Source organism: Variovorax sp. GW822-FHT04E09 (assembly GCF_058800845.1).
On the sequence record NZ_JBXAMR010000002.1, the window covers coordinates 677,617 to 697,852 of the forward strand.

Annotated in this window: 19 protein-coding genes; 16 read left to right on the plus strand and 3 right to left on the minus strand. The window is 67.7% G+C overall.

What is annotated here, in order from left to right; genetic code table 11:
* The first annotated feature begins 50 nt into the window (after positions 1-50).
* From AC1RL8_RS10580 to AC1RL8_RS10590, 3 genes are all read left to right on the plus strand, one after another.
* The gene (locus tag AC1RL8_RS10580; RefSeq protein ID WP_062476766.1) at positions 51-1,547 is read left to right on the plus strand and encodes a circularly permuted type 2 ATP-grasp protein; all 1,497 of its coding nucleotides are present in this window, start codon (positions 51-53) and stop codon (positions 1,545-1,547) included.
* A gap of 11 nt (positions 1,548-1,558) precedes the next feature.
* The gene (locus tag AC1RL8_RS10585) at positions 1,559-2,515 is read left to right on the plus strand and encodes an alpha-E domain-containing protein (RefSeq protein ID WP_062476763.1); all 957 of its coding nucleotides are present in this window, start codon (positions 1,559-1,561) and stop codon (positions 2,513-2,515) included.
* Positions 2,516-2,639: 124 nt separating this feature from the next.
* A complete protein-coding gene (locus tag AC1RL8_RS10590; RefSeq protein ID WP_492685251.1) occupies positions 2,640-3,230 on the plus strand; it encodes an Lcl C-terminal domain-containing protein in 591 nt (196 codons plus the stop codon).
* A 13-nt stretch (positions 3,231-3,243) separates the two neighbouring features.
* Here the strand turns inward: AC1RL8_RS10590 and AC1RL8_RS10595 are convergent, their stop codons facing one another.
* Positions 3,244-4,905: a sulfatase-like hydrolase/transferase gene (locus AC1RL8_RS10595; RefSeq protein WP_492685252.1), complete on the minus strand. Its 1,662-nt coding sequence runs from the start codon at positions 4,903-4,905 to the stop codon at positions 3,244-3,246.
* A 201-nt stretch (positions 4,906-5,106) separates the two neighbouring features.
* On the opposite strand from AC1RL8_RS10595, the gene AC1RL8_RS10600 reads away from it, so the two are divergent.
* Positions 5,107-5,571 (plus strand): SH3 domain-containing protein, encoded by a 465-nt coding sequence (locus AC1RL8_RS10600; protein ID WP_095744792.1) that lies wholly within the window; start codon positions 5,107-5,109, stop codon positions 5,569-5,571.
* A 12-nt stretch (positions 5,572-5,583) separates the two neighbouring features.
* Here AC1RL8_RS10600 and glpK read toward each other — a convergent pair whose 3' ends face one another.
* Together glpK and AC1RL8_RS10610 are read right to left on the minus strand one after the other, a co-directional pair.
* On the minus strand, positions 5,584-7,080 hold the full coding sequence (gene glpK / locus AC1RL8_RS10605) for a glycerol kinase GlpK (protein WP_492685253.1): 1,497 nt from the start codon (positions 7,078-7,080) through the stop codon (positions 5,584-5,586).
* 19 nt (positions 7,081-7,099) lie between these two features.
* A complete protein-coding gene (locus tag AC1RL8_RS10610) occupies positions 7,100-7,870 on the minus strand; it encodes a DeoR/GlpR family DNA-binding transcription regulator (protein WP_062476748.1) in 771 nt (256 codons plus the stop codon).
* 122 nt (positions 7,871-7,992) lie between these two features.
* Here AC1RL8_RS10610 and glpD point away from each other — a divergent pair, with 122 nt between their 5' ends.
* The 12 genes from glpD to AC1RL8_RS10670 all read left to right on the plus strand — a co-directional run bounded on the left by glpD (position 7,993) and on the right by AC1RL8_RS10670 (position 20,234).
* Entirely contained in the window at positions 7,993-9,669 is a 1,677-nt protein-coding gene (gene glpD, locus AC1RL8_RS10615) for a glycerol-3-phosphate dehydrogenase (RefSeq protein WP_492685254.1), read from the plus strand.
* Positions 9,669-10,742, plus strand: coding sequence for an ABC transporter ATP-binding protein (locus AC1RL8_RS10620; protein WP_492685255.1), 1,074 nt, complete (start codon positions 9,669-9,671; stop codon positions 10,740-10,742). Before glpD ends, AC1RL8_RS10620 begins: the two co-directional genes overlap by 1 nt.
* Positions 10,743-10,744: 2 nt before the next feature.
* Complete coding sequence (locus AC1RL8_RS10625) at positions 10,745-11,815, plus strand: ABC transporter ATP-binding protein (RefSeq protein WP_319360497.1); 1,071 nt, start codon at positions 10,745-10,747, stop codon at positions 11,813-11,815.
* On the plus strand, positions 11,812-12,702 hold the full coding sequence (locus AC1RL8_RS10630) for a carbohydrate ABC transporter permease (RefSeq protein WP_062476737.1): 891 nt from the start codon (positions 11,812-11,814) through the stop codon (positions 12,700-12,702). Before AC1RL8_RS10625 ends, AC1RL8_RS10630 begins: the two co-directional genes overlap by 4 nt.
* Positions 12,699-13,511 carry a carbohydrate ABC transporter permease gene (locus AC1RL8_RS10635; RefSeq protein ID WP_007831605.1) on the plus strand — a complete coding sequence of 271 codons (813 nt, stop codon included), beginning with the start codon at positions 12,699-12,701 and terminating at the stop codon, positions 13,509-13,511. The genes AC1RL8_RS10630 and AC1RL8_RS10635 overlap by 4 nt, the downstream gene beginning before the upstream one ends.
* A 12-nt stretch (positions 13,512-13,523) precedes the next feature.
* Positions 13,524-13,832, plus strand: coding sequence for a DUF2160 domain-containing protein (locus AC1RL8_RS10640; protein WP_062476731.1), 309 nt, complete (start codon positions 13,524-13,526; stop codon positions 13,830-13,832).
* Positions 13,833-13,921: 89 nt separating this feature from the next.
* Positions 13,922-15,652 carry an ABC transporter substrate-binding protein gene (locus tag AC1RL8_RS10645; protein WP_070059465.1) on the plus strand — a complete coding sequence of 577 codons (1,731 nt, stop codon included), beginning with the start codon at positions 13,922-13,924 and terminating at the stop codon, positions 15,650-15,652.
* Positions 15,653-15,820: 168 nt separating this feature from the next.
* Entirely contained in the window at positions 15,821-16,825 is a 1,005-nt protein-coding gene (locus tag AC1RL8_RS10650) for a dialkylresorcinol condensing enzyme (protein ID WP_492685256.1), read from the plus strand.
* Positions 16,815-17,951, plus strand: a complete 1,137-nt coding sequence (locus AC1RL8_RS10655; RefSeq protein ID WP_492685257.1) for a beta-ketoacyl-ACP synthase III — start codon at positions 16,815-16,817, stop codon at positions 17,949-17,951. The genes AC1RL8_RS10650 and AC1RL8_RS10655 overlap by 11 nt, the downstream gene beginning before the upstream one ends.
* A gap of 2 nt (positions 17,952-17,953) precedes the next feature.
* Positions 17,954-18,349, plus strand: a complete 396-nt coding sequence (locus tag AC1RL8_RS10660; RefSeq protein WP_062476723.1) for a DarG family dialkylresorcinol biosynthesis protein — start codon at positions 17,954-17,956, stop codon at positions 18,347-18,349.
* Positions 18,346-19,326, plus strand: coding sequence for a BtrH-related acyltransferase DarH (darH, locus tag AC1RL8_RS10665; RefSeq protein WP_492685258.1), 981 nt, complete (start codon positions 18,346-18,348; stop codon positions 19,324-19,326). The genes AC1RL8_RS10660 and darH overlap by 4 nt, the downstream gene beginning before the upstream one ends.
* Positions 19,326-20,234, plus strand: coding sequence for an ABC transporter ATP-binding protein (locus AC1RL8_RS10670; RefSeq protein WP_159277463.1), 909 nt, complete (start codon positions 19,326-19,328; stop codon positions 20,232-20,234). The genes darH and AC1RL8_RS10670 overlap by 1 nt, the downstream gene beginning before the upstream one ends.
* The last annotated feature ends 2 nt before the right edge of the window (positions 20,235-20,236 follow it).

Below are 20,236 nucleotides of genomic sequence, written 5' to 3' on the forward strand. Positions count from 1 at the left end.
CTACTGGCCTCGAACTTGCTAAGCTATGGCTCAAGGAGATTGGTCGTTCCATGCACAAATTCGACGAGATGTATGAGCAGCTCCCCTATGCGGGCGCTGCAATCCGACAGCACTACAAGCGCTACGACCAATGGCTTGCGAAGCAACCCGGTGAGGTGATGCGATCGCGGCGTGAAGAGGCGGAAATGATTTTCCGCCGGGTCGGCATCACCTTCGCGGTGTACGGCGCCAAGGACGAGGACGGCTCCGGCACCGAGCGGCTGATCCCGTTCGACCTGCTGCCCCGGATCATTCCCTCCCACGAGTGGGAGAGCATGGAAAAGGGTCTGGTGCAACGTGTCACGGCGCTCAACCGCTTCCTGTACGACGTCTACCACGACCAGGAAATCATCAAGGCCGGCATCATCCCGGCCGAGCAGATCCTGAACAACGCCCAGTTCCGTCCCGAGATGATGGGCGTGAACGTGCCGCACAACGTCTACTCGAACATCTCGGGCATCGACATCGTGCGCGCCCCCGATGCCCAGGGCAACGGCGAGTACTACGTGCTCGAAGACAACCTGCGCGTGCCCAGCGGCGTGAGCTACATGCTCGAGAACCGCAAGATGATGATGCGGCTCTTCCCGGAGCTCTTCAACCAGAACCGCATCGCGCCGGTCGCTCACTACCCCGACCTGCTGCTCGAAACCCTGCGCGCCAGCGCGCCGCCGGCCACGGCCGAGCCCACGGTGGTGGTGCTCACGCCCGGCATGTACAACAGCGCCTACTTCGAGCACGCCTTCCTGGCCCAGCAGATGGGCGTGGAGCTGGTCGAGGGGCAAGACCTGTTCGTCAAGGACGACTTCGTCTACATGCGCACCACGCGCGGCCCGGTGCGGGTCGACGTGATCTATCGCCGCGTCGACGACGACTTCCTCGACCCCGAGGTGTTCCGCCCGACCTCCACCCTCGGCTGCGCGGGCCTCATGCGCGCCTACCGCCAGGGCAACGTCGTGATCTGCAATGCCGTGGGCACCGGCGTGGCCGACGACAAGTCGATCTACCCCTACGTGCCGAAGATGGTCGAGTTCTACCTCGGCGAGAAGCCGATCCTGAAGAACGTGCCCACCTACATGTGCCGCAACAAGGACGAGCTGCAGTACACGCTCGACAACATGAAGGACCTGGTCGTCAAGGAGGTGCACGGCGCCGGCGGCTATGGCATGCTCATCGGCCCGGCCGCCACGCAGGCCGAAATCGAAGACTTCAAGAAGGCCGTCATCGCCAAGCCCGACGGCTACATCGCCCAGCCCACGCTGAGCCTGTCGACCTCGCCGACCTTCGTCGACGCCGGCATTGCGCCGCGCCACATCGACCTGCGCCCCTTCGTGCTTTCGGGCAGCGAGGTGCAGATGGTGCCCGGCGGCCTCACGCGCGTGGCGCTCAAGGAGGGGTCGCTGGTGGTCAACTCGTCGCAGGGCGGCGGCACCAAGGACACCTGGATTCTCGAAGCGGACCGCACGGCCAAGCCGAAGGCGGCCACGCAGTCGCAAAGCCAATCGCAGTAGGAGCACCCACGATGCTGTCCCGCACCGCAGACCACCTCTACTGGATGTCGCGCTACACCGAGCGTGCCGAGAACACGGCGCGCATGCTCGACGTCAACTACCAGACCTCGCTGCTGCCGCAGTCGGCCGAGGTTGCCAAGTACGGCTGGCAGGGCGTGCTCTCGATCAGCGAATTGCTGCCCTGGTACAGCAAGAAGTACGACCAGATCACGCCCAACGAAGTCATGGAGTTCATGGTCAAGGACGAGAGCAATCCGTCGTCGATCGTCTCCTGCCTGAAGGCGGCGCGCGAGAACGCGCGTGCCGTGCGCGGCGCGCTCACCACCGAAGCCTGGGAAACGCAGAACACCACCTGGCTCGAAGTGAACCGCATGCTGCGCGCCGGCGATTTCGAGCGCGACCCGGGCCAGTTCTTCGAGTGGGTCAAGTTCCGCTCGCACCTGTCGCGCGGCGTCACGCTGGGCACCATGCTCCAGGATGAGGCGTTCTACTTCTCGCGCCTGGGCACCTTTTTGGAGCGTGCCGACAACACGGCGCGCCTGGTCGACGTGAAGTTCCACGCGCTCAACAGCGAGTTCTTCGGCGCCGCCACCGAGGAAGACCAGGAGTACGACTTCTATCACTGGAGCGCGATCCTGCGCAGCGTCTCGGCCTTCGAGGTCTACCGCAAGGTGTATCGCGACGTGATCAAGCCCGAGCGCGTGGCCGAGCTGCTCATTCTTCGCGCCGACATGCCGCGCTCGCTGCACGCCAGCCTGGTCGAGGTGGTCAACAACCTCGCGAAGGTGCAGAACGAGCAGAGCGCCGAAACCCAACGCCGCGCCGGCAAGCTGCTGGCCGACCTGCAGTACGCGCGCGTCGACGAGATCCTGGCGACGGGCCTGCACGCCTACCTCACGCAGTTCCTCGACCGGGTGAACGAGCTGGGCGGGCGCATCAGCCAGGACTTCCTGGTGCCGGCGCACTGACGGCGCATTGAATCGACGTCCTGCGGGCCCGTGCAGGCCCCGGGACCTCGCGCACCCGGCGGTAGCATTCGAGTTCGATCTCGATCCAAGTTGCTGACCGCAGGGAGTTCTCATGAAGAAATCAATGCTTGCCCGTGATGGCAAGTGGAAGGCCGCCGCCTTGGCGGCTGTCGCGTTGCTCGCCGGCTGCGACCAGGCCGCCTCACCGAAAGAACAAGCCTCCGCGCAGGCATCGACGGCCGTCGTGCTCGATGCCGCCACGGGATCGCGCTGGCTGCGCTGCGCGCTGGGGCAGACCTGGCAGGGCGGTCGTTGCGTCGGCGAGGCCGAAGCCCTGAGCCTGATGGACGCGCAGGAGCGCGTGCAGGCACTCAACGCGAAGGGCCATGAAGGCATCTCGCAATGGCGGCTGCCGACCATCGTGGAGCTGGCGGCGCTGCGGCGTTGTGACCATGGCCTGGTCGACGAGACCTTCACGCTCGAATTGAGCCCCGAACGGGAGCCCGTCACCGTGCCCCGGTGGTGCGCCCGCGAAACCTCCGTTCCCACCATCGACGGTGCGCGCTTTCCCGATACGCCGCTGCGCAAGTTCTGGTCGGGCTCGGGCAGCGAGGCCACGCAGCACTTCTATGCCGTGGACTTCAGCAACGCATGGATCGGCCAGAACGAGGCGGCCGAGGCCACCCACGCCGTGCGGCCGGTGGCCGATCGCTGACCTTCAGCTACTTCTACTTCGAGAACGACTCGACAGTCACCGGAATCTCCGGCGCCTGCCACCGGTAGGCATCGCCCAGCACATTGCGTTCGGGCTTCTGCCCGCTCCAGCGGATGCCCAGCAGGTCCATCAGGCTCCAGCCGGCCCAGTCCGCGCGAAAGGGCTGCTGCGTGGCGGCGCCGGTGGGCAGTGGCTCGCGGTTGCGCCAGACGACGGCCGGGATGCGGTAGCCCGAGGCGGTCGCGGGGCTGTGGCCTGCACGGTCGCTGCCGTGGCCGACTTCCTGGCCGTGGTCCGACAGGTACATCCAGGCGCGGTAGTCCTCCGGCTTGCCGGTGCTGCGGGTCTGCTGCAGCAGTTCCGACACCACGAAGTCGTGGTACAGCAGGGCGGCGTCGTACTCCTGGCGGAAGTGGCGCACCCAGGCTGAGCGGCCGTCCTTCACGAGGCCGTTCTCGACCGCGTCGACGCTGTCGTCGAAGGGATTGGCGTTCTCGGGAAAGCGCAGGCTGTAGTGCGGGTGCGCGCCCATCAGGTGGACCACGATGAGCTTGCGCTCGGTGCTGGTGTCGGCAAAGGCCTCCTGCACGCAGTCGAGGATCTCGCCGTCGAGCGAGGCGCTGGCGCGGCCCGGCGTGCGGTTCACCATGTCGACCACGTCGGCGTAGCGCGCGTGCTGCTGCTCGATGGCCAGGTCGTCGTGGTTGCTGATCCACCAGACCTTGTAGCCGGCGGCGCGCGCCAGGGCCAGCAGGTGGGGCGGGCTGTCGCCGTTCCCGCGGTTCCCGTCGTTTCCGTTCGCGGGCTCGCCGAAATGGAACATGTTGCGCAGCGCGGGCAGGGTGCTCGCGTCGACCGACCAGGCGTTGCGCAGCACGGCCATGCGATCGCCTTCCTGCGCCTTGTGCGCCTGCAGGCGCGGCGTGGTCGGGCGGCCGTAACCGTACAGGCCCATGTTGTCGCGGTTGATGCTGTCGGTGATCACCAGCACGACGGTGGACGGTCCCTCGCGCGTGATCACCGGTGCGATCTGCCGGGCCTGGGCCATCTGCGCATCGCGGGTCTTTTCCTGGTCGGCCCAGGCGGTGCGCTGGTCGTGCAGCGATTGCGACCACTGGGTCCAGAAGACGACCGGGTGCAGCCGGCGCCAGGGTTTGCTCACGTAGGCGACGCAGGCGGCCAGCAGGATGAGCAGCAGCAGCGAGCGCACCCAGAACGGCCGACGCGCACGTGGCGCCGTGGCACCGCGTCGCGCGAACAGGCCCGCCACCACGCCCGCCGCCACGAGCGCGGCCGACCAGACGACGGCGGAGCGCCAGTGCATGCGCAGGTACTCGGCGCTTTCCCGCGCGTTGGTGTTGGCCGCGGCGCCCAGCACCATGGCGCTGTCGGGCGCGGCCTGGTAGGTGTCGAGCAGGTAGGCGCGGACCACGGCGTCCAGGCCGAAGCCCATGACCCAGAGCCACACGAGCGCCGTGCGCCAGCGCCGCAGGCGTGCGCTGTGCAGCGGCCACAGCAGCCAGAGCACGGGCGGCGCGGCGAGCACCGCGAGCTGGGCGATGCGGCGGCCGTCGTGGCCCAGGGCGATCAGCGCCAGCAGCGTCGCGCCGACCACGCCGCAGGCCAGCAGGGCGCTGGAGGGAGGACGCGGGGCGTCGATGGCGGGATGTGTCAAGCGCGGCGCGGGGGAGTCGAGGGCGGCCGAATTCTGCCCCGCACCCTGCCGCGACACGGCCAGTGTCCCGACCCTCGCGGGGTCTTTGGAGTGCGGCTCAGGGATATCCCCGCGGAACTTATCGGCGCTCAGCGTCCCAGAGGGGGCTTCGACCGGCATTTGCCGGACCTCCCGTGTCTTCTCGAAAGGAACCCTCGCCCCATGGCCCGATTCAGCCGCCGACTGCCCGCGCTCCTGCTCGCATTCTTCTTCTCGTGGATGGTGCTGCCGTCCGCCTTTGCCGCGCAGCCGCAGATGGTCAGTGTCGCGGTCAAGACGCTGAACATGCGCACCGCCCCCAGCCAGCGCGCCGAGGCGCACTGGACGGTGAGCCGGGGTTATCCGCTGCGCGTGATCGGCCGCAAAGGCGACTGGCTGCGCGTCACCGATTTCGAGAACGACAAGGCCTGGGTCTTCCGTTCGATGACGAGCAAGACGCCGCACCACGTCGTGAAGGCAAAGACCGCGCAGCTGCGCCGTGCGCCCGGCGCGCGCAGCCCGGTCGTGAAGAAGGCCGTGTACGGCGACGTGCTGCGCACCCTCGAGCGCCGCGGCGACTGGGTGAAGGTGCGCCACGAAGGCGGCGCCACCGGCTGGGTGCTGAAGCGCTCCCTCTGGGGCTGGTAAGCCCGCGCCCGCTCAGGTCGCGGTCGCCTGGCGCACCGCGCGCTCCCAGCGCGCCATCGATTCCTCGGCCTGCGCACGGCCCATGGTCGGCATGAAGCGGCGCTCCACCTTCCACAGCTTGGAGAGCTGGCGCGCGTCGGTGTAGACGCCGGTCGACAGCCCCGCGAGGTAGGCCGCGCCCAGCGCGGTGGTCTCGACCACCTCGGGCCGCACCACGGGAATGCCCAGCAGGTCGGCCTGGAACTGCATCAGCAGGTCGTTCACGCTCGCGCCGCCGTCCACACGCAACTCGGCCACGGGCTTGCCGCCCGCGGCCACCGCGTCGCGGCTCATGGCCTGCAGCAGCGCGGCGCTTTGGTACGCGATGCTTTCCAGTGCGGCGCGCGCGATGTGCGCGACCGTGGTGCCGCGCGTGAGCCCGGTGAGCGTGCCGCGCGCGTCCGCGTCCCAGTAGGGCGCGCCCAGGCCGGTGAAGGCCGGCACCATCATCACGCCGCCCGCGTCGGGCACGCTCTCGGCGAGCGACTGCACCTCGGCGCTGCCCTTGATGGCCTTGAGGCCGTCGCGCAGCCACTGCACCACGGCACCGCCGACGAACACGCTGCCTTCCATCGCGTACTGCGGGGTCGCGTCGACCTGCGCGGCGCTGGTCACGAGCAGGCCGTTGTGCGAGGGCTGGAACGCGCCGCCCGTGTGCATCAGCAGGAAGCAGCCGGTGCCGTAGGTGTTCTTGGCCATGCCGGCCTCGAAGCAGGCCTGGCCGAAGAGGGCGCTCTGCTGGTCGCCGGCCACGCCGCCGATGGGCAGCGCGTGGCCCAGCAGCGCGGCGTCGGTGTCGGCAAAGTGCGAGCTGGACGGCTGCACCTTCGGCATCAGCGCGGCGGGGATGTCGAGTGCCTTCAGCAGGTCGGCGTCCCAGTCGTTCGTGTGCACGTTGAAAAGCATCGTGCGCGAGGCGTTGCTCACGTCGGTCACGTGCACCTTGCCGCCGGTGAGCTGCCACATGAGCCAGCTGTCGACCGTGCCGAAGGCGAGTTCGCCGCGTTCGGCCTGGGCGCGCGCGCCGGGCACGTTGTCGAGCAGCCAGCGCAGCTTGGTGCCCGAGAAATACGCGTCGATCACCAGGCCGGTCTTCTCGCGGATGGTGTCGCTCAGGCCCTGCTCGCGCAGCTGCGCGCACAGCGGCTCGGCGCGGCGGTCCTGCCAGACGATGGCGTGGTGCACCGGCTGGCCGGTGGCGCGGTTCCACAGCACGGTGGTCTCGCGCTGGTTGGTGATGCCGATGGCGTGGATGTCGGCGGGCTGCAGCTTCGCCTTGGCCAGCACCTCGCGCGCGGTGGCCAGCTGGCTGCGCCAGATTTCCATCGGGTCGTGCTCGACCCAGCCCGGCTGCGGGTAGATCTGCGTGAGCTCTTTCTGCGCGATGGCGACGATGCGGCCTTCGCGGTCGAACACGATGCTGCGCGAGCTGGAGGTGCCCTGGTCCAGGGCAAGCAGGTAGGTGGTCATTCGATGAGTCTGATGGGGTTCAGTTGTCGCGCGCGATCTCGAGGCGCACCTGCGCGGCATGCAGCAGGTCGGGGAAGGGCGGCGGCGGCGCGGCGTCGGTGAACAGGCGGTCGATCTGCGAGAGCGTGCCCAGCTGGATCATGGCCGGCCGGTTGAACTTGCTCGCGTCGGCCGCCAGCCACACCTCGCGCGCCTGGGCAATGATGGTCTGCGCGACCTTCACCTCGCGCAGGTCGAAGTCGCGCAGCGAGCCGTCGGCCTCGATGCTCGACACGCCGATGAGCGCGATGTCGACCTTGAACTGGCGGATGAAGTCGATGGTGGCCTCGCCCACCACGGCGCGGTCGCGCGGGCGCACCGAGCCGCCGGCCACGATCACTTCGCAGGCGGTGTTGCCGCTCAGGATGGTCGCCACGTTCAGGTTGTTGGTGATCACGCGCAGGCCCGTGTGGCGCATCAGCGCCTTGGCGATGGCCTCGGTGGTGGTGCCGATGTTCAGGATCAGCGAACAGTCGTTGGGCACCAGCTCGGCCACGCGGCGCGCAATGCGCGCCTTGCCGTCGGCATTGAGCGTTTCGCGCTGCTGGTAGCCGATGTTCTCGGTGGTCGAGCTGGGCACGCGCACGCCGCCGTGGAAGCGCGTGAGCAAGCCTGCGTCGGCCAGCCGCTGCACATCGCGCCGCACGGTCTGCAGCGTGACGCCCAGCATGTCGGCGAGCTGTTCGACGGTGACCGAACCGCGCGCGCGCACGGTGTCGAGGAGGTTGATCTGGCGCGGGTTGGAGTTCACAGAGGCGTCGTGGAAAGCGGAAAGACTGGGGTCGAGGGTACAGGCCGCGTCACTTTAAAACGAAAGAAAACGAAGCCGAGTAAGGGAAAACTCGGAGGAAAATCGCGCCAAAAGGAATCCAAATGAAAAAACGCGAAAATACAATCTCGGCCTTTGCTGACAAAAGTCACGAACCTACGGACCTCCAGCCTGTGACCGATTTCTCCTCTCCAGCGGCCGAGCCCGCCACCGATTGCGATGTGCTGATCGTCGGCGGTGGCATCAACGGCTGCGGCATTGCGCGCGACCTCGCCGGCCGGGGCTGGCGCGTGGTCCTGTGCGAGAAGGACGACCTGGCCTCGCACACGTCGTCTTCTTCCACCAAGCTGATCCACGGCGGGCTGCGCTACCTCGAGTACTACGAGTTCTCGCTGGTGCGCAAGGCGCTGCAGGAGCGCGAGGTGCTGCTCAAGAGCGCGCCGCACATCATGTGGCCGCTGCGCTTCGTGATGCCGCACGACCCCTCGATGCGCCCGGCCTGGATGATCCGCATCGGCCTGTTCATGTACGACCACCTCGCCAGGCGCGAGGTGCTGCCGCCGTCGCGCGGCATCGACCTGCGCCAGCACCCGGCCGGCACGCCGCTCAAGGCGCAGTACAAGCGCGGTTTCGTGTACTCCGACGGCTGGGTCGACGACGCGCGGCTGGTGGTGCTCAACGCCATCGATGCGCGCTCGAAGGGCGCCGAAGTGCTCACGCGCACGCGCTGCATCCATGCGCAACGCGGCGCCGACGGCTGGGTCGCCACGCTCGAAGGCCCCGATGGCGCGCACCGCACCGTGCGCGCGCGCGCCGTGGTGAACGCGGCCGGCCCCTGGGCCGAATCCTTCCTGCGCGGCGTGGCCCAGTCGGCGCGCGGCGAGGCGCTGGCCACCAAGAGCCTGCGGCTCGTGAAGGGCAGCCACATCATCGTGCCGCGCCTGTTCGACCACGACCACGCCTACATCTTCCAGAACCCCGACAAGCGGATCATCTTCGCCATCCCCTACCAGGGCGCGTTCACGCTGATCGGCACCACCGACATCGAGATCAGCGGCGACGACCCCGGCGCCGCGCGCATCGCGCAGGAAGAAATCGACTACCTGTGCACCCAGGCCAGCCGCTACTTCGACAAGGCCATCGTGCCGGCCGACGTGGTCTGGACCTACTCGGGCGTGCGCCCGCTGCTGGACGACGCCTCGGGCGACCCCTCGGCCGTCACGCGCGACTACCTGCTCGAGTCGAACACCACCGCCGCGCCGCTGCTGTCGGTGTGGGGCGGCAAGATCACGACCTTCCGCAAGCTGGCCGAGGACGCGGCCGACGAGGTCGGCAAGATGCTCGGCCAGTCGAATGCCCAGCGCCCGGCCTGGACCGACGGCGCCTTCCTGGCCGGCGGCGACCTGTCGGCCTGGATCGGCGCGCCCAAGCGCCCCGACGACGACTTCGCCCGCTTCGTGGCCGCCGTGCAGGCCAAGTACCCCTGGCTCGATGCCCAGGTCGCGCTGCGGCTGGCGCGCGGCTACGGCGCGCGCGTGGCCGAACTGGTCGGCGAGGCGCAGTCGCTGGCCGACATGGGCGCCGAGGTGGCGCCCGGCCTGTACGAGCGCGAGCTGCGCTTCCTGCAGGCGCGCGAATGGGCCGTGAGCTCGGACGACGTGCTCTGGCGCCGCACCAAGCTCGGCCTGCACTACACGCCCGCCGAGCGCGAGCAGGTGGCGATCTGGCTGCAGGCCAACGCAAAGAACAACAACGACACCGTGGAAGTGGAGGTGAGCTGATGCAGCTGACTCTGGAGCGCGTCACCAAGAAGGTCGGCGCGCAAACCTGGCTCTACGAGCAGAGCATTGCGCCGAAAAGCGGCGCGGTGACCGTGCTGCTCGGCGCCACGCAGGCCGGCAAGACCAGCCTGATGCGCCTCATGGCCGGGCTCGACACGCCCAGCACCGGGCGTGTGCTGGTGGACGGCAAGGACGTCACCGGCACGCCGGTGCGCGAGCGCAACGTCGCGATGGTCTACCAGCAGTTCATCAACTACCCCTCGCTCAAGGTGGCCGACAACATCGCCTCGCCGCTGAAGCTGCGCGGCGAGTCGAACATCGACGCGCGGGTGAAGGCGCTGGCCGACAAGCTGCACATCGGCATGTTCCTCGACCGCTACCCGCAGGAGCTGTCGGGCGGCCAGCAGCAGCGCGTGGCGCTGGCGCGCGCGCTCGCCAAGAACGCACCGCTGATGCTGCTCGACGAGCCGCTGGTCAACCTGGACTACAAGCTGCGCGAAGGCCTGCGCGAAGAACTCACGCAGCTCTTCGCCACCGGCGACTCGACCGTGATCTACGCCACCACCGAGCCCGGCGAAGCGCTGCTGCTGGGCGGTTACACGGCCGTGATGGACGCCGGCGAGCTGCTGCAGTACGGCCCGACCGCCGAGGTGTTCCACGCGCCGCAGTCGCTGCGCGTGGCGCGCGCCTTCAGCGATCCGCCGATGAACCTGCTGGCGGGCACGGCTGCGGCCGGCCGCGTGCAACTCGCGGGCGGGCCCGCGCTGACGCTGGCCCTGCCGGAAAGCGTGTCGGGCGCGGTCACGGTCGGCCTGCGCGCGAGCGCCTTGAACGTGAACGCGGGGGAGGGCGACATCGCCTTGCCCGGCAAGGTGGAGCTGGCCGAGATTTCGGGCTCCGACACCTTCGTGCACGTCGACACGGCGGTGGGCGAACTGGTGGCGCAGCTCACCGGTGTGCACCGCTTCGAGCTGGGCGCTTCGATCACGCTGTACTTCAGCGCATCGCAAGCCTATGTGTTCGATGCCAGCGAAAAGCTGGCGCTCGCGCCGGCATGGCGCAAAGGAAGCTAGTCATGGCACGCATCGATCTCGACCTGGCCCACGCCTACCGCGCCAACCCCACGCAGGACAGCGACTACGCGCTGCTCCCGCTGAAGATGAGCTTTCGCGACGGCGGCGCGTATGCCTTGCTCGGCCCCTCGGGCTGCGGCAAGACGACCATGCTCAACATCATCTCGGGCCTGCTCGTGCCTTCGCAGGGCAGCGTGAGCTTCGACGGCCGCGACATGACGCGCGCCACGCCGCAGGAACGCAACATCGCGCAGGTGTTCCAGTTCCCGGTGATCTACGACACCATGACCGTGGCCGAGAACCTGGCGTTCCCGCTGCGCAACCGCAAGGTGCCCGAAGACCAGATCAAGAAGCGCGTCGGCGAGATCGCCGAAATGCTCGACATGAGCGGCCAGCTCAACCAGCGCGCGGCGGGCCTCGCGGCCGACGCCAAGCAGAAGATCTCGCTGGGCCGCGGCCTGGTGCGCAGCGACGTGTCGGCGGTGCTGTTCGACGAACCGCTCACCGTGATCGACCCGCACCTGAAGTGGCAGCTGCGCCGCAAGCTCAAGCAGATCCACCGCGAGCTCAAGCTCACGCTGATCTACGTGACGCACGACCAGGTCGAGGCGCTCACCTTCGCCGAAGAGGTGGTGGTCATGACGCGCGGCAAGGCCGTGCAGGTGGGCAGCGCCGAGGCACTGTTCGAGCGGCCGGCCCATACCTTCGTCGGCCATTTCATCGGCTCGCCGGGCATGAACTTCTTGTCGGCCCACAGCGCCAACGGTGCGCTTGAAGTGGCGGGCACGCCGCTGGTGCCCACGCGCGAGCTGCCGCCCGGCGCGCTCAAGATCGGCATCCGGCCCGAGTACCTGCGCCTGTCGAACGCGGGCGCCGCCGGCGCCGTGCCGGCGGTGGTGAAGCAGGTGCAGGACGTCGGCACGCACGCGATGCTCAGCGCCGAGGTCGACGGCGGCGTGGTCAAGGTGCGCATGCATTCGGACGAACAGCCGCCGGCGGTGGGCGACACGGTGTGGCTGCGGGTGCTCGACACCCACACCTGCTATTACAAGGACGAGGAACTGGTCGCATGAACCCGACGAACAAGCCGATCAACCAGAAGGCGTGGTGGCTCGTGCTGCCCGTGCTGATCTGCGTGGCCTTCTCGGCCATCGTGCCGCTGATGACGGTGGTCAACTACTCGGTGCAGGACATCATCTCGCCCGACCGGCGCGTGTTCGTCGGCACCGAATGGTTCGCCGCCGTGATGCGCGACGACGAGCTGCACCAGGCGCTGTGGCGCCAGCTGGGCTTCTCGCTGTCGGTGCTGCTGGTGGAGATTCCGCTGGGCATCGCGCTCGCGCTGTCGATGCCGGCCACGGGCTGGAAGTCGTCGGCGGTGCTGGTGGTGGTGGCGTTGTCGCTGCTCATTCCATGGAACGTGGTGGGCACCATCTGGCAGATCTACGGCCGCGCCGACATCGGCCTCCTGGGCCACGCGCTGCAGGTCATGGGCATCGAATACAACTACACGGGCAGCGCGACCGACGCGTGGCTCACGGTGCTGGTGATGGACGTGTGGCACTGGACACCGCTGGTGGCCTTGCTCTGCTATGCGGGCCTGCGCTCGATTCCCGATGCGTACTACCAGGCCGCGCGCATCGACGGCGCCAGCAAGTTCGCGGTGTTCCGCTACATCCAGCTGCCCAAGATGCGCGGCGTGCTGATGATCGCGGTGCTGCTGCGCTTCATGGACAGTTTCATGATCTACACCGAGCCCTTCGTGCTGACGGGCGGCGGGCCGGGCAACGCGACCACCTTCCTGAGCCAGTACCTCACGCAGAAGGCCGTGGGGCAGTTCGACCTCGGACCGGCGGCGGCGTTCTCGCTGATCTATTTCCTGATCATTTTGTTGTTCTGCTTCGTGCTCTACAACTGGATGCAGCGGGTCGGAACGCAAGAAGTGGAGAAAGAACAATGAACGAAAAACGCTTCCACAAGCGCAGCATCTTCTTGGTGCTGTACATCCTGTTCGCGCTGTTGCCCATCTACTGGATGGTCAACATGAGTTTCAAGACGAACGAGGAGATCCTGTCGAGCTTCTCGTTCTTCCCGCAGCAGCTCACCTGGGCCAACTACGCGCGCATCTTCACCGACGAGTCGTGGTACTCGGGCTACATCAACAGCCTGATCTACGTGGCGATCAACACGGTGATCTCGCTCACCGTGGCGCTGCCGGCGGCCTATGCGTTCTCGCGCTATTCGTTCCTGGGCGACAAGCACGTGTTCTTCTGGCTGCTGACCAACCGCATGACGCCGCCCGCGGTGTTTTTGCTGCCGTTCTTCCAGCTGTACAGCACCGTCGGCCTCATGGACACGCACCTGGGCGTGGCGCTGGCGCACCTGCTGTTCAACGTGCCGCTGGCGGTGTGGATTCTCGAAGGCTTCATGAGCGGCATTCCGCGCGAGATCGACGAGACGGCGTACATCGACGGCTACTCGTTCCCGCGCTTCTTCCTCACCATCTTCCTGCCGCTCATCAAGGCCGGCGTGGGCGTGGCGGCGTTCTTCTGCTTCATGTTCAGCTGGGTCGAGCTGCTGCTGGCGCGCACGCTCACGAGCGTGAACGCCAAGCCCATCGTCGCGACGATGACGCGCACGGTGAGCGCCTCGGGCATGGACTGGGCGACGCTGGCCGCGGCCGGTGTGCTCACCATCGTGCCCGGCGCGATCGTGATCTGGTTTGTCCGCCACTACATCGCAAAAGGCTTTGCGATGGGCCGCGTCTAAGGAGACCGAGAGATGTTCGACTGGATGGTCTGGACCACCCCGGTGGCCGTTTTCTTCAGCTGCATCGCGCTCATGCTGGTCGGCATGACGGTGTGGGAGTTCAAGTCGCCCACCACGATGCGCCGTGGCTGGCTGCCCATTGCCACCACGCGCGGCGACCGGCTGTTCATCGGCCTGCTGTCCGCTGCCTACGTCAACCTGATCTTCGTCGGCCTGGCCGGCAAGGTGCAGGAGTGGCTGAGCCTGGAGGCCGAGCCCTCGATCTGGATCGGCTTTGTGCTGTCGATGTTCGTGCTCGCGCTCGTGATGCGCAAAGGCTAGGCCCACCGATTTCGTCAACGCGTCCGGCTCTCCGCCTCCCCGGAGCCGCGATGAAAAAACCGGGGAAGCACAACCGAGGAGACACATTCATGAAGATGCGCTACACGGCATTGGCAATGGCGGCGGCGATGGTCGCCGCGCACGGCGCATGGGCCGCAGAGCCCGAAGCCAAGAAATGGATCGACAGCGAGTTCCAGCCGTCGACCCTGAGCAAGGACCAGCAGGCGGCCGAGATGAAGTGGTTCATCGACGCGGCCAAGAAGCTGCAGGCCAAGGGCGTCAAGGAAATCTCGGTGGTGTCGGAGACCATCACCACGCATGAATACGAATCGAAGACGCTGGCCAAGGCCTTCGAGGAAATCACTGGCATCAAGGTCAAGCACGACCTGATCCAGGAAGGCGACGTGGTCGAGAAGCTGCAGACCTCGATGCAGTCGGGCAAGTCGATCTACGACGGCTGGATTTCCGACTCCGACCTGATCGGTACGCACTACCGCTACGGCAAGATGATGAACCTCACCGACTACATGGCCGGTGCGGGCAAGGAGTACACCAACCCCGGGCTCGACCTCAAGGACTTCATCGGCACCAAGTTCACCACCGCGCCCGACGGCAAGCTCTACCAGCTGCCCGACCAGCAGTTCGCCAACCTGTACTGGTTCCGCGCCGACCTGTTCGATCGCAAGGACCTGAAGGACAAGTTCAAGGCCAAGTACGGCTACGACCTGGGCGTGCCGCTGAACTGGAGCGCCTACGAGGACATCGCCGAGTTCTTCAGCGTCGACGTGAAGACCATCGACGGCAAGCCGATCTACGGCCACATGGACTACGGCAAGAAGGACCCGTCTCTGGGCTGGCGCTTCACCGATGCGTGGCTCTCGATGGCCGGCACCGCCGACATCGGCACCCCCAACGGCATGCCGATCGACGAATGGGGCATCCGCGTGGCCGACGACAAGTGCACGCCCGTGGGCGCGGCCGTGTCGCGCGGCGGTGCGACCAACTCGCCGGCCGCCGTGTACGCGCTCACCAAGTACATCGACTGGATGAAGAAGTACGCGCCCAAGGAAGCCATGGGCATGACCTTCGGCGAAGCCGGCCCGGTGCCCGCGCAGGGCCAGATCGCCCAGCAGATCTTCTGGTACACGGCCTTCACGGCCGACATGACCAAGAAGGGCCTGCCCGTGGTGAACGAGGACGGCACGCCCAAGTGGCGCATGGCGCCCGGCCCGAACGGCCCGTACTGGAAGCAGGGCATGCAGAACGGCTACCAGGACGTGGGTTCGTGGTCGTTCTTCAACGGCCATGACGCCAACAAGACCGCCGCCGCCTGGCTCTACGCCCAGTTCGTGACCTCCAAGAGCGTCTCGCTCAAGAAGACCATCGTGGGCCTGACCCCGATCCGCGAATCGGACATCCAGAGCAAGGCCATGACCGACATGGCGCCCAAGCTGGGCGGCCTGGTCGAGTTCTACCGCAGCCCGGCCCGCGTGGCATGGACGCCCACCGGCACCAACGTGCCCGACTACCCCAAGCTGGCGCAGCTGTGGTGGAAGAACGTGGCCGAGGCCGTCACGGGCGAGAAGACCCCGCAGAAAGCCATGGACAACCTGGCCGACGAGATGGACAACGTGATGGGCCGCCTGCAACGCGCCGGCATGGCCCACTGCGCGCCCAAGCTCAACGCCAAGGGCGATCCGAACAAGTGGCTCAGCGACCAGCACGCCCCGTGGAAGAAGCTGGCCAACGAGAAGCCCAAGGGCGAGACCATCGACTACAACAAGCTGCTGAGCGCCTGGAAGGCCGGCAAGGTGCGCTGACCGGCGCTTCGCCAGCAGCAATTGCAAACAAGGGCCGCGCCGCGAGGTGCGGCCCTTTTTCGCTTTCTGGCGCCCTGGTTCGTCGGATTCACGCGACGCCATGACCTATGGCAGATGCACCTTTGAAAAGGTTCGCTTACATTCGACGGCCCCCGCCACGGCCCGCCAGTGAATCCAAGTTCTTCCAGCCCCACCGCCAGCCCTCCTGCCACCCCGAGCGCGCGTGTCAAACGCGTCCTGCTGATCCAGTACTCGCAGACCGGGCAACTCGACCGCGTGGCCGGGCAGATCGCCGCGCCGCTGCGCGCCGACGCGGGCATCGAACTGCGCGTGGAGACGCTGCGGCCGCTGCAGCGCTTTCCCTTTCCCTGGCCGTTCCTGACCTTCTTCGACGCGTTCCCCGAGTCGGCCCACCTGAAGCCGGGCCCGCTGGCGCCGCTGACGCTCACGGGCGACGAAGACTTCGACCTCGTCATCCTTCCGTACCAAGTCTGGTTCCTGGCGCCCGCGCAGCCGGTCGTGGCCTTCCTGCAGCACCCCGTGGCGGCGCGGCTGCTCAAGGGAAAACCCGTGGTCACGGTCATTGCCTGCCGCAACATGTGGCTGCTGGCCCACGAAAAGCTCAAGGGCCTGCTCGCCGCCACCGGCGCGCGCCTGATCGACAACGTGGTGCTCACCGACCCCGGACCCACGCTCGCCACCTTCTTCACCACGCCGGCCTGGCTCATCTGGGGCCGCAAGCGCGGCTTCTGGGGCATGCCCGACGCGGGCCTGAGCGAGGAACAGATCCACGGCTGCGGCCGTTTCGGCCGGGCCCTGCGCGACGCGCTGCATGAAGGCCGCGAGCAGGGCGATGCGCCCTTGCTGGCCGGGCTGGGCGCGGTGCGCGCCCAGGCGCGGCTGCTCATCAGCGAGAAGGCCGGCACGCGCAGCTTCTACCTCTGGGGCAAGCTGATCATGGCGGCCGGCGGGCCGGGCGCGGCGGTGCGCAAGCCGCTGCTCTTGCTGTACGTGCTGTTTCTGCTGGCACTGATCGTCACCGTCGTGCCGGTGAGCCTGACGCTGCAGGCCTTGCTGCGGCCGTTGTTCCGAGGGTGGCTGACTAAAATGACGGCTCAATTCGAGCGCCCGTCGGGCTCTGCCACGGACCGGCTCCCTCTCTATGACGACTGATGTTTTCCTGACCCGCACCGCTGCCTTCCTGCCTTTTTCTCCGGTCAGCAACGAAGACATCGAAGAAGTGTTGGGCCGCATCGGCGGCAAGGTGTCGCGTGCGCGACGCCTCATCCTGCGCAGCAACGGCATCCAGTCGCGCCATTACGCCATCGACCGCGCCACCGGCCAGCTGGCCATGACCAACGCACAGCTCACCGCCGCGGCCATCCGCGCGCTGGGCGACGACATCGGCCCGGTCGACTGCCTGGCCACCGGCACCTCGCTGCCCGACCAGCTCATGCCCAATCACGCGGTGATGGTGCATGGCGAACTGGGCTGGCCCCGGCTCGAGGTGGTGGCCTGCGCCGGCATCTGCCTGGCCGGCGCGGCGGCGCTCAAGCATGCGTGGCTCTCGGTGCGCGCGGGCGATGCGCGCCGCGCGGTCGCCACGGGCTCCGAGCTGGCCTCGGCCGTGATGCGCGGCATCAACTTCGAGGCCGAGCTCGAGCACAAGCTCGAAGCGCTCGAAGCGCGCCCCGAGATCGCCTTCGAGAAAGACTTCCTGCGCTGGATGCTGTCCGACGGCGCCGGCGCGGTGCTGCTGGAGCGCGAGCCGCGCGGGCCGCTGTCGCTGCGCGTCGAATGGATCGAGCTGTCGTCGGCGGCGCACGAGCTGCCGGTGTGCATGTACGCCGGCGCCGACAAGAACGAACAGGGCGGCCTCGACGGCTGGGCCCGCACCTCGCCGGCCGACTGGCAGCGCGACTCGACCTTCGCCGTCAAGCAGGACGTGCGCCTGCTGAACGACAACATCGTGCGCGCCACGCTGGCAGAGCCACTCGCGGCCATCATCGAGCGGCGCGGGCTCAAGACCGACGACATCGACTGGTTCCTGCCGCACCTGTCGTCGCACTATTTCGTCGAGCCCGTGGCCGCGAGCCTGGCGTCGCTGGGCCTGCCGATTCCGCGCGAGCGCTGGTTCAGCAACCTCGCGACCAAGGGCAACACGGGCTCGGCCTCGCCGTACATCATGCTGGACGAGCTGTTCCGTTCCGGTCGTATCAAGCCCGGCCAGAAGTTGCTGATGTTCGTGCCCGAAAGCGGTCGCTTCTCCAGCGGCTTCATCTACCTGGAGGCTGTGTAGCCATGGACCTCGATGCCGTGCCGCAAGAGGGCAACGCAACCCTCGCAGGCCATTCCAAGCTGATGTACGCCCGCGACGCGCAAGGCCGCGTCGTCACCACCACCTCGAAGGGCTGGGAGGCGGAAGAGATCGTCACCAGCCACGCGGTCGACGTGCTGGTCGAACAGGCGCAGGAGGCCAAGGCGCGCGTGAAGGCCGGGCTGGCCTCGCCGCTCGAATACTGGATGTACGAGCGCCGCATGGACGTGGCGCTGCTCTCGCAGACCAGCGGCTTCTGGCAATGGCGCGTGCGCCGCCACCTGCAGCCGCGCCATTTCGCCGCGCTGTCGCCGGCCCAGCTCGCCCGCTACGGCCAGGCGCTGGGGCTGCCCGTTTCCACCCTGCAAGGCCTGCCGTGAACTTCCAACACCAACAGGCGGCGCACTGCGAAAGCGGCGTCATCTCCAGCCTCATGCGCCACCACGGCGCGCCGATGAGCGAGGCGATGGCGCTGGGGTTGTCGTCGGCGCTGTCGTTCGCCTACCTGCCGTTCATCAAGCTGTCGGGCCTGCCGCTCATCTCGTACCGCATGCCGCCCAAGGCCATCATCAAGGGCCTCTTGGCACCGATGGCCGCGCGCTTTCGCTTCGAGACCTTCCGCAGCCCGCAGGCCGGGCAGCAGCGGCTGGACGCGCTGTTGGCTGACGGCCAGCTCGTGGGCCTGCAGACCTCGGTCTACTGGCTGCCGTACTTTCCGCCGAACATGCGCTTTCACTTCAACGCGCACAACCTGCTGGTCTACGGCAAGGACGGCGACGACTACCTGATCAGCGACCCGGTGTTCGAGGAGCCCGTGCGCTGCGCCAGCGAAGACCTGTCGCGCGCCCGCTTCGCCAAGGGCGTGCTGGCACCCAAGGGCCTCATGTACTACCCGCAGGCCATCGAGCGCAAGGCGGTCGACGCCGCCTCGGTCACCAAGGCCATCCGCAAGACGGTGCGCAACATGCTCGCGCCCATTCCCATCGTCGGCGTGCGCGGCATGCGCACGCTGGCCAGGCGCATGCAGAAACTGTCGCCCAGCGATCCGCGCAGTGTCGACTTCATCGGCCATCTGGTGCGCATGCAGGAAGAAATCGGCACGGGTGGGGCGGGCTTCCGTTTCATCTATGCGGGCTTCCTGCAGGAGGCCGCGCAGCTGCTCGACAAGCCGCAGCTGACGCAGATGTCCGAACGCCTGATCGCCATCGGCGACGGCTGGCGCGCGTTCGCGCTCAAGGCGGCGCGCATGGTCAAGGGCCGCGAGCCGGTCGATCCGGTGGCGCTGGCGGGCAAGCTGCGCGAGCAGGCGCAGCAAGAGGAAACCTTCTTCCGCGACCTCAAGGCCGCCGTCGCCTGATGCTCGAGCTTCACCAGCTCGGCTACCGCTACCCGCACGCTGACAAGGCCGCGCTGGCCGACGTGTCGCTCGCCGTGCCGCGCGGTTGCGTGCTGGGCTTGCTGGGCCCGAACGGCGCCGGCAAGACCACGCTGATCTCGCATCTGTCGGGCGCGCTCGCGGTGCAGTCGGGCGACATCCGCATCGACGGCCAGCCGTTGCAGCAGGTGCGCGCCAAGGCGCCCACGCGCATCGCCGTGGCGCCGCAGGACCAGGCCTTCTATCCGATGCTCACCGTGGCCGAGAACCTGGCCTGCTTCGCCGCGGCTGGCGGTCTCTCGGGTGCGCGCAAGAAGGCGCGCATCGACACCTGCACGCAGTTCGCGCAGCTCGAACAGTTCGCGGGCGTGCGTGCCGAGCGGCTCTCGGGCGGCCTCAAGCGCCGCCTCAACCTCGCGATCGCCTTGCTGCCCGAACCCGAGCTGATGCTGTTCGACGAGCCGACCGTGGGCGTCGATCCGCAGTCGCGCGCCTTCATCCTCGATGCGATCAAGAGCCTGGCGCAGGCCGGTGCGGCAGTGATCTACGCCTCGCACTACATGGAAGAAATCGAGGCCATCGCCGACCGCGTCGCCATCCTCGACCAGGGCCGCGTGCTGCGCGAAGGTCCGCTCGACGCGCTGCTGTCGCAAAGCGCGATGCTGCTGACGCTGGCCGCCGACGGGCTCGACGCGCAGAGGCTGTCGCGCTTCGGCACGGTGGAGCAGGGCGCGGCGCACTGGCGCATCCACCTGAACGCAGGCACCGGTCCCGGCCCTGTGCTGGCCGCGCTCGAAGCCGAAGGCATCGAGGTGCGCCAGGCCGAGTTCGGCCGGCACGACCTCGAGCAGCTCTTCATGGCGCTCACGCACCGTTCGCTGCGCGACTGACC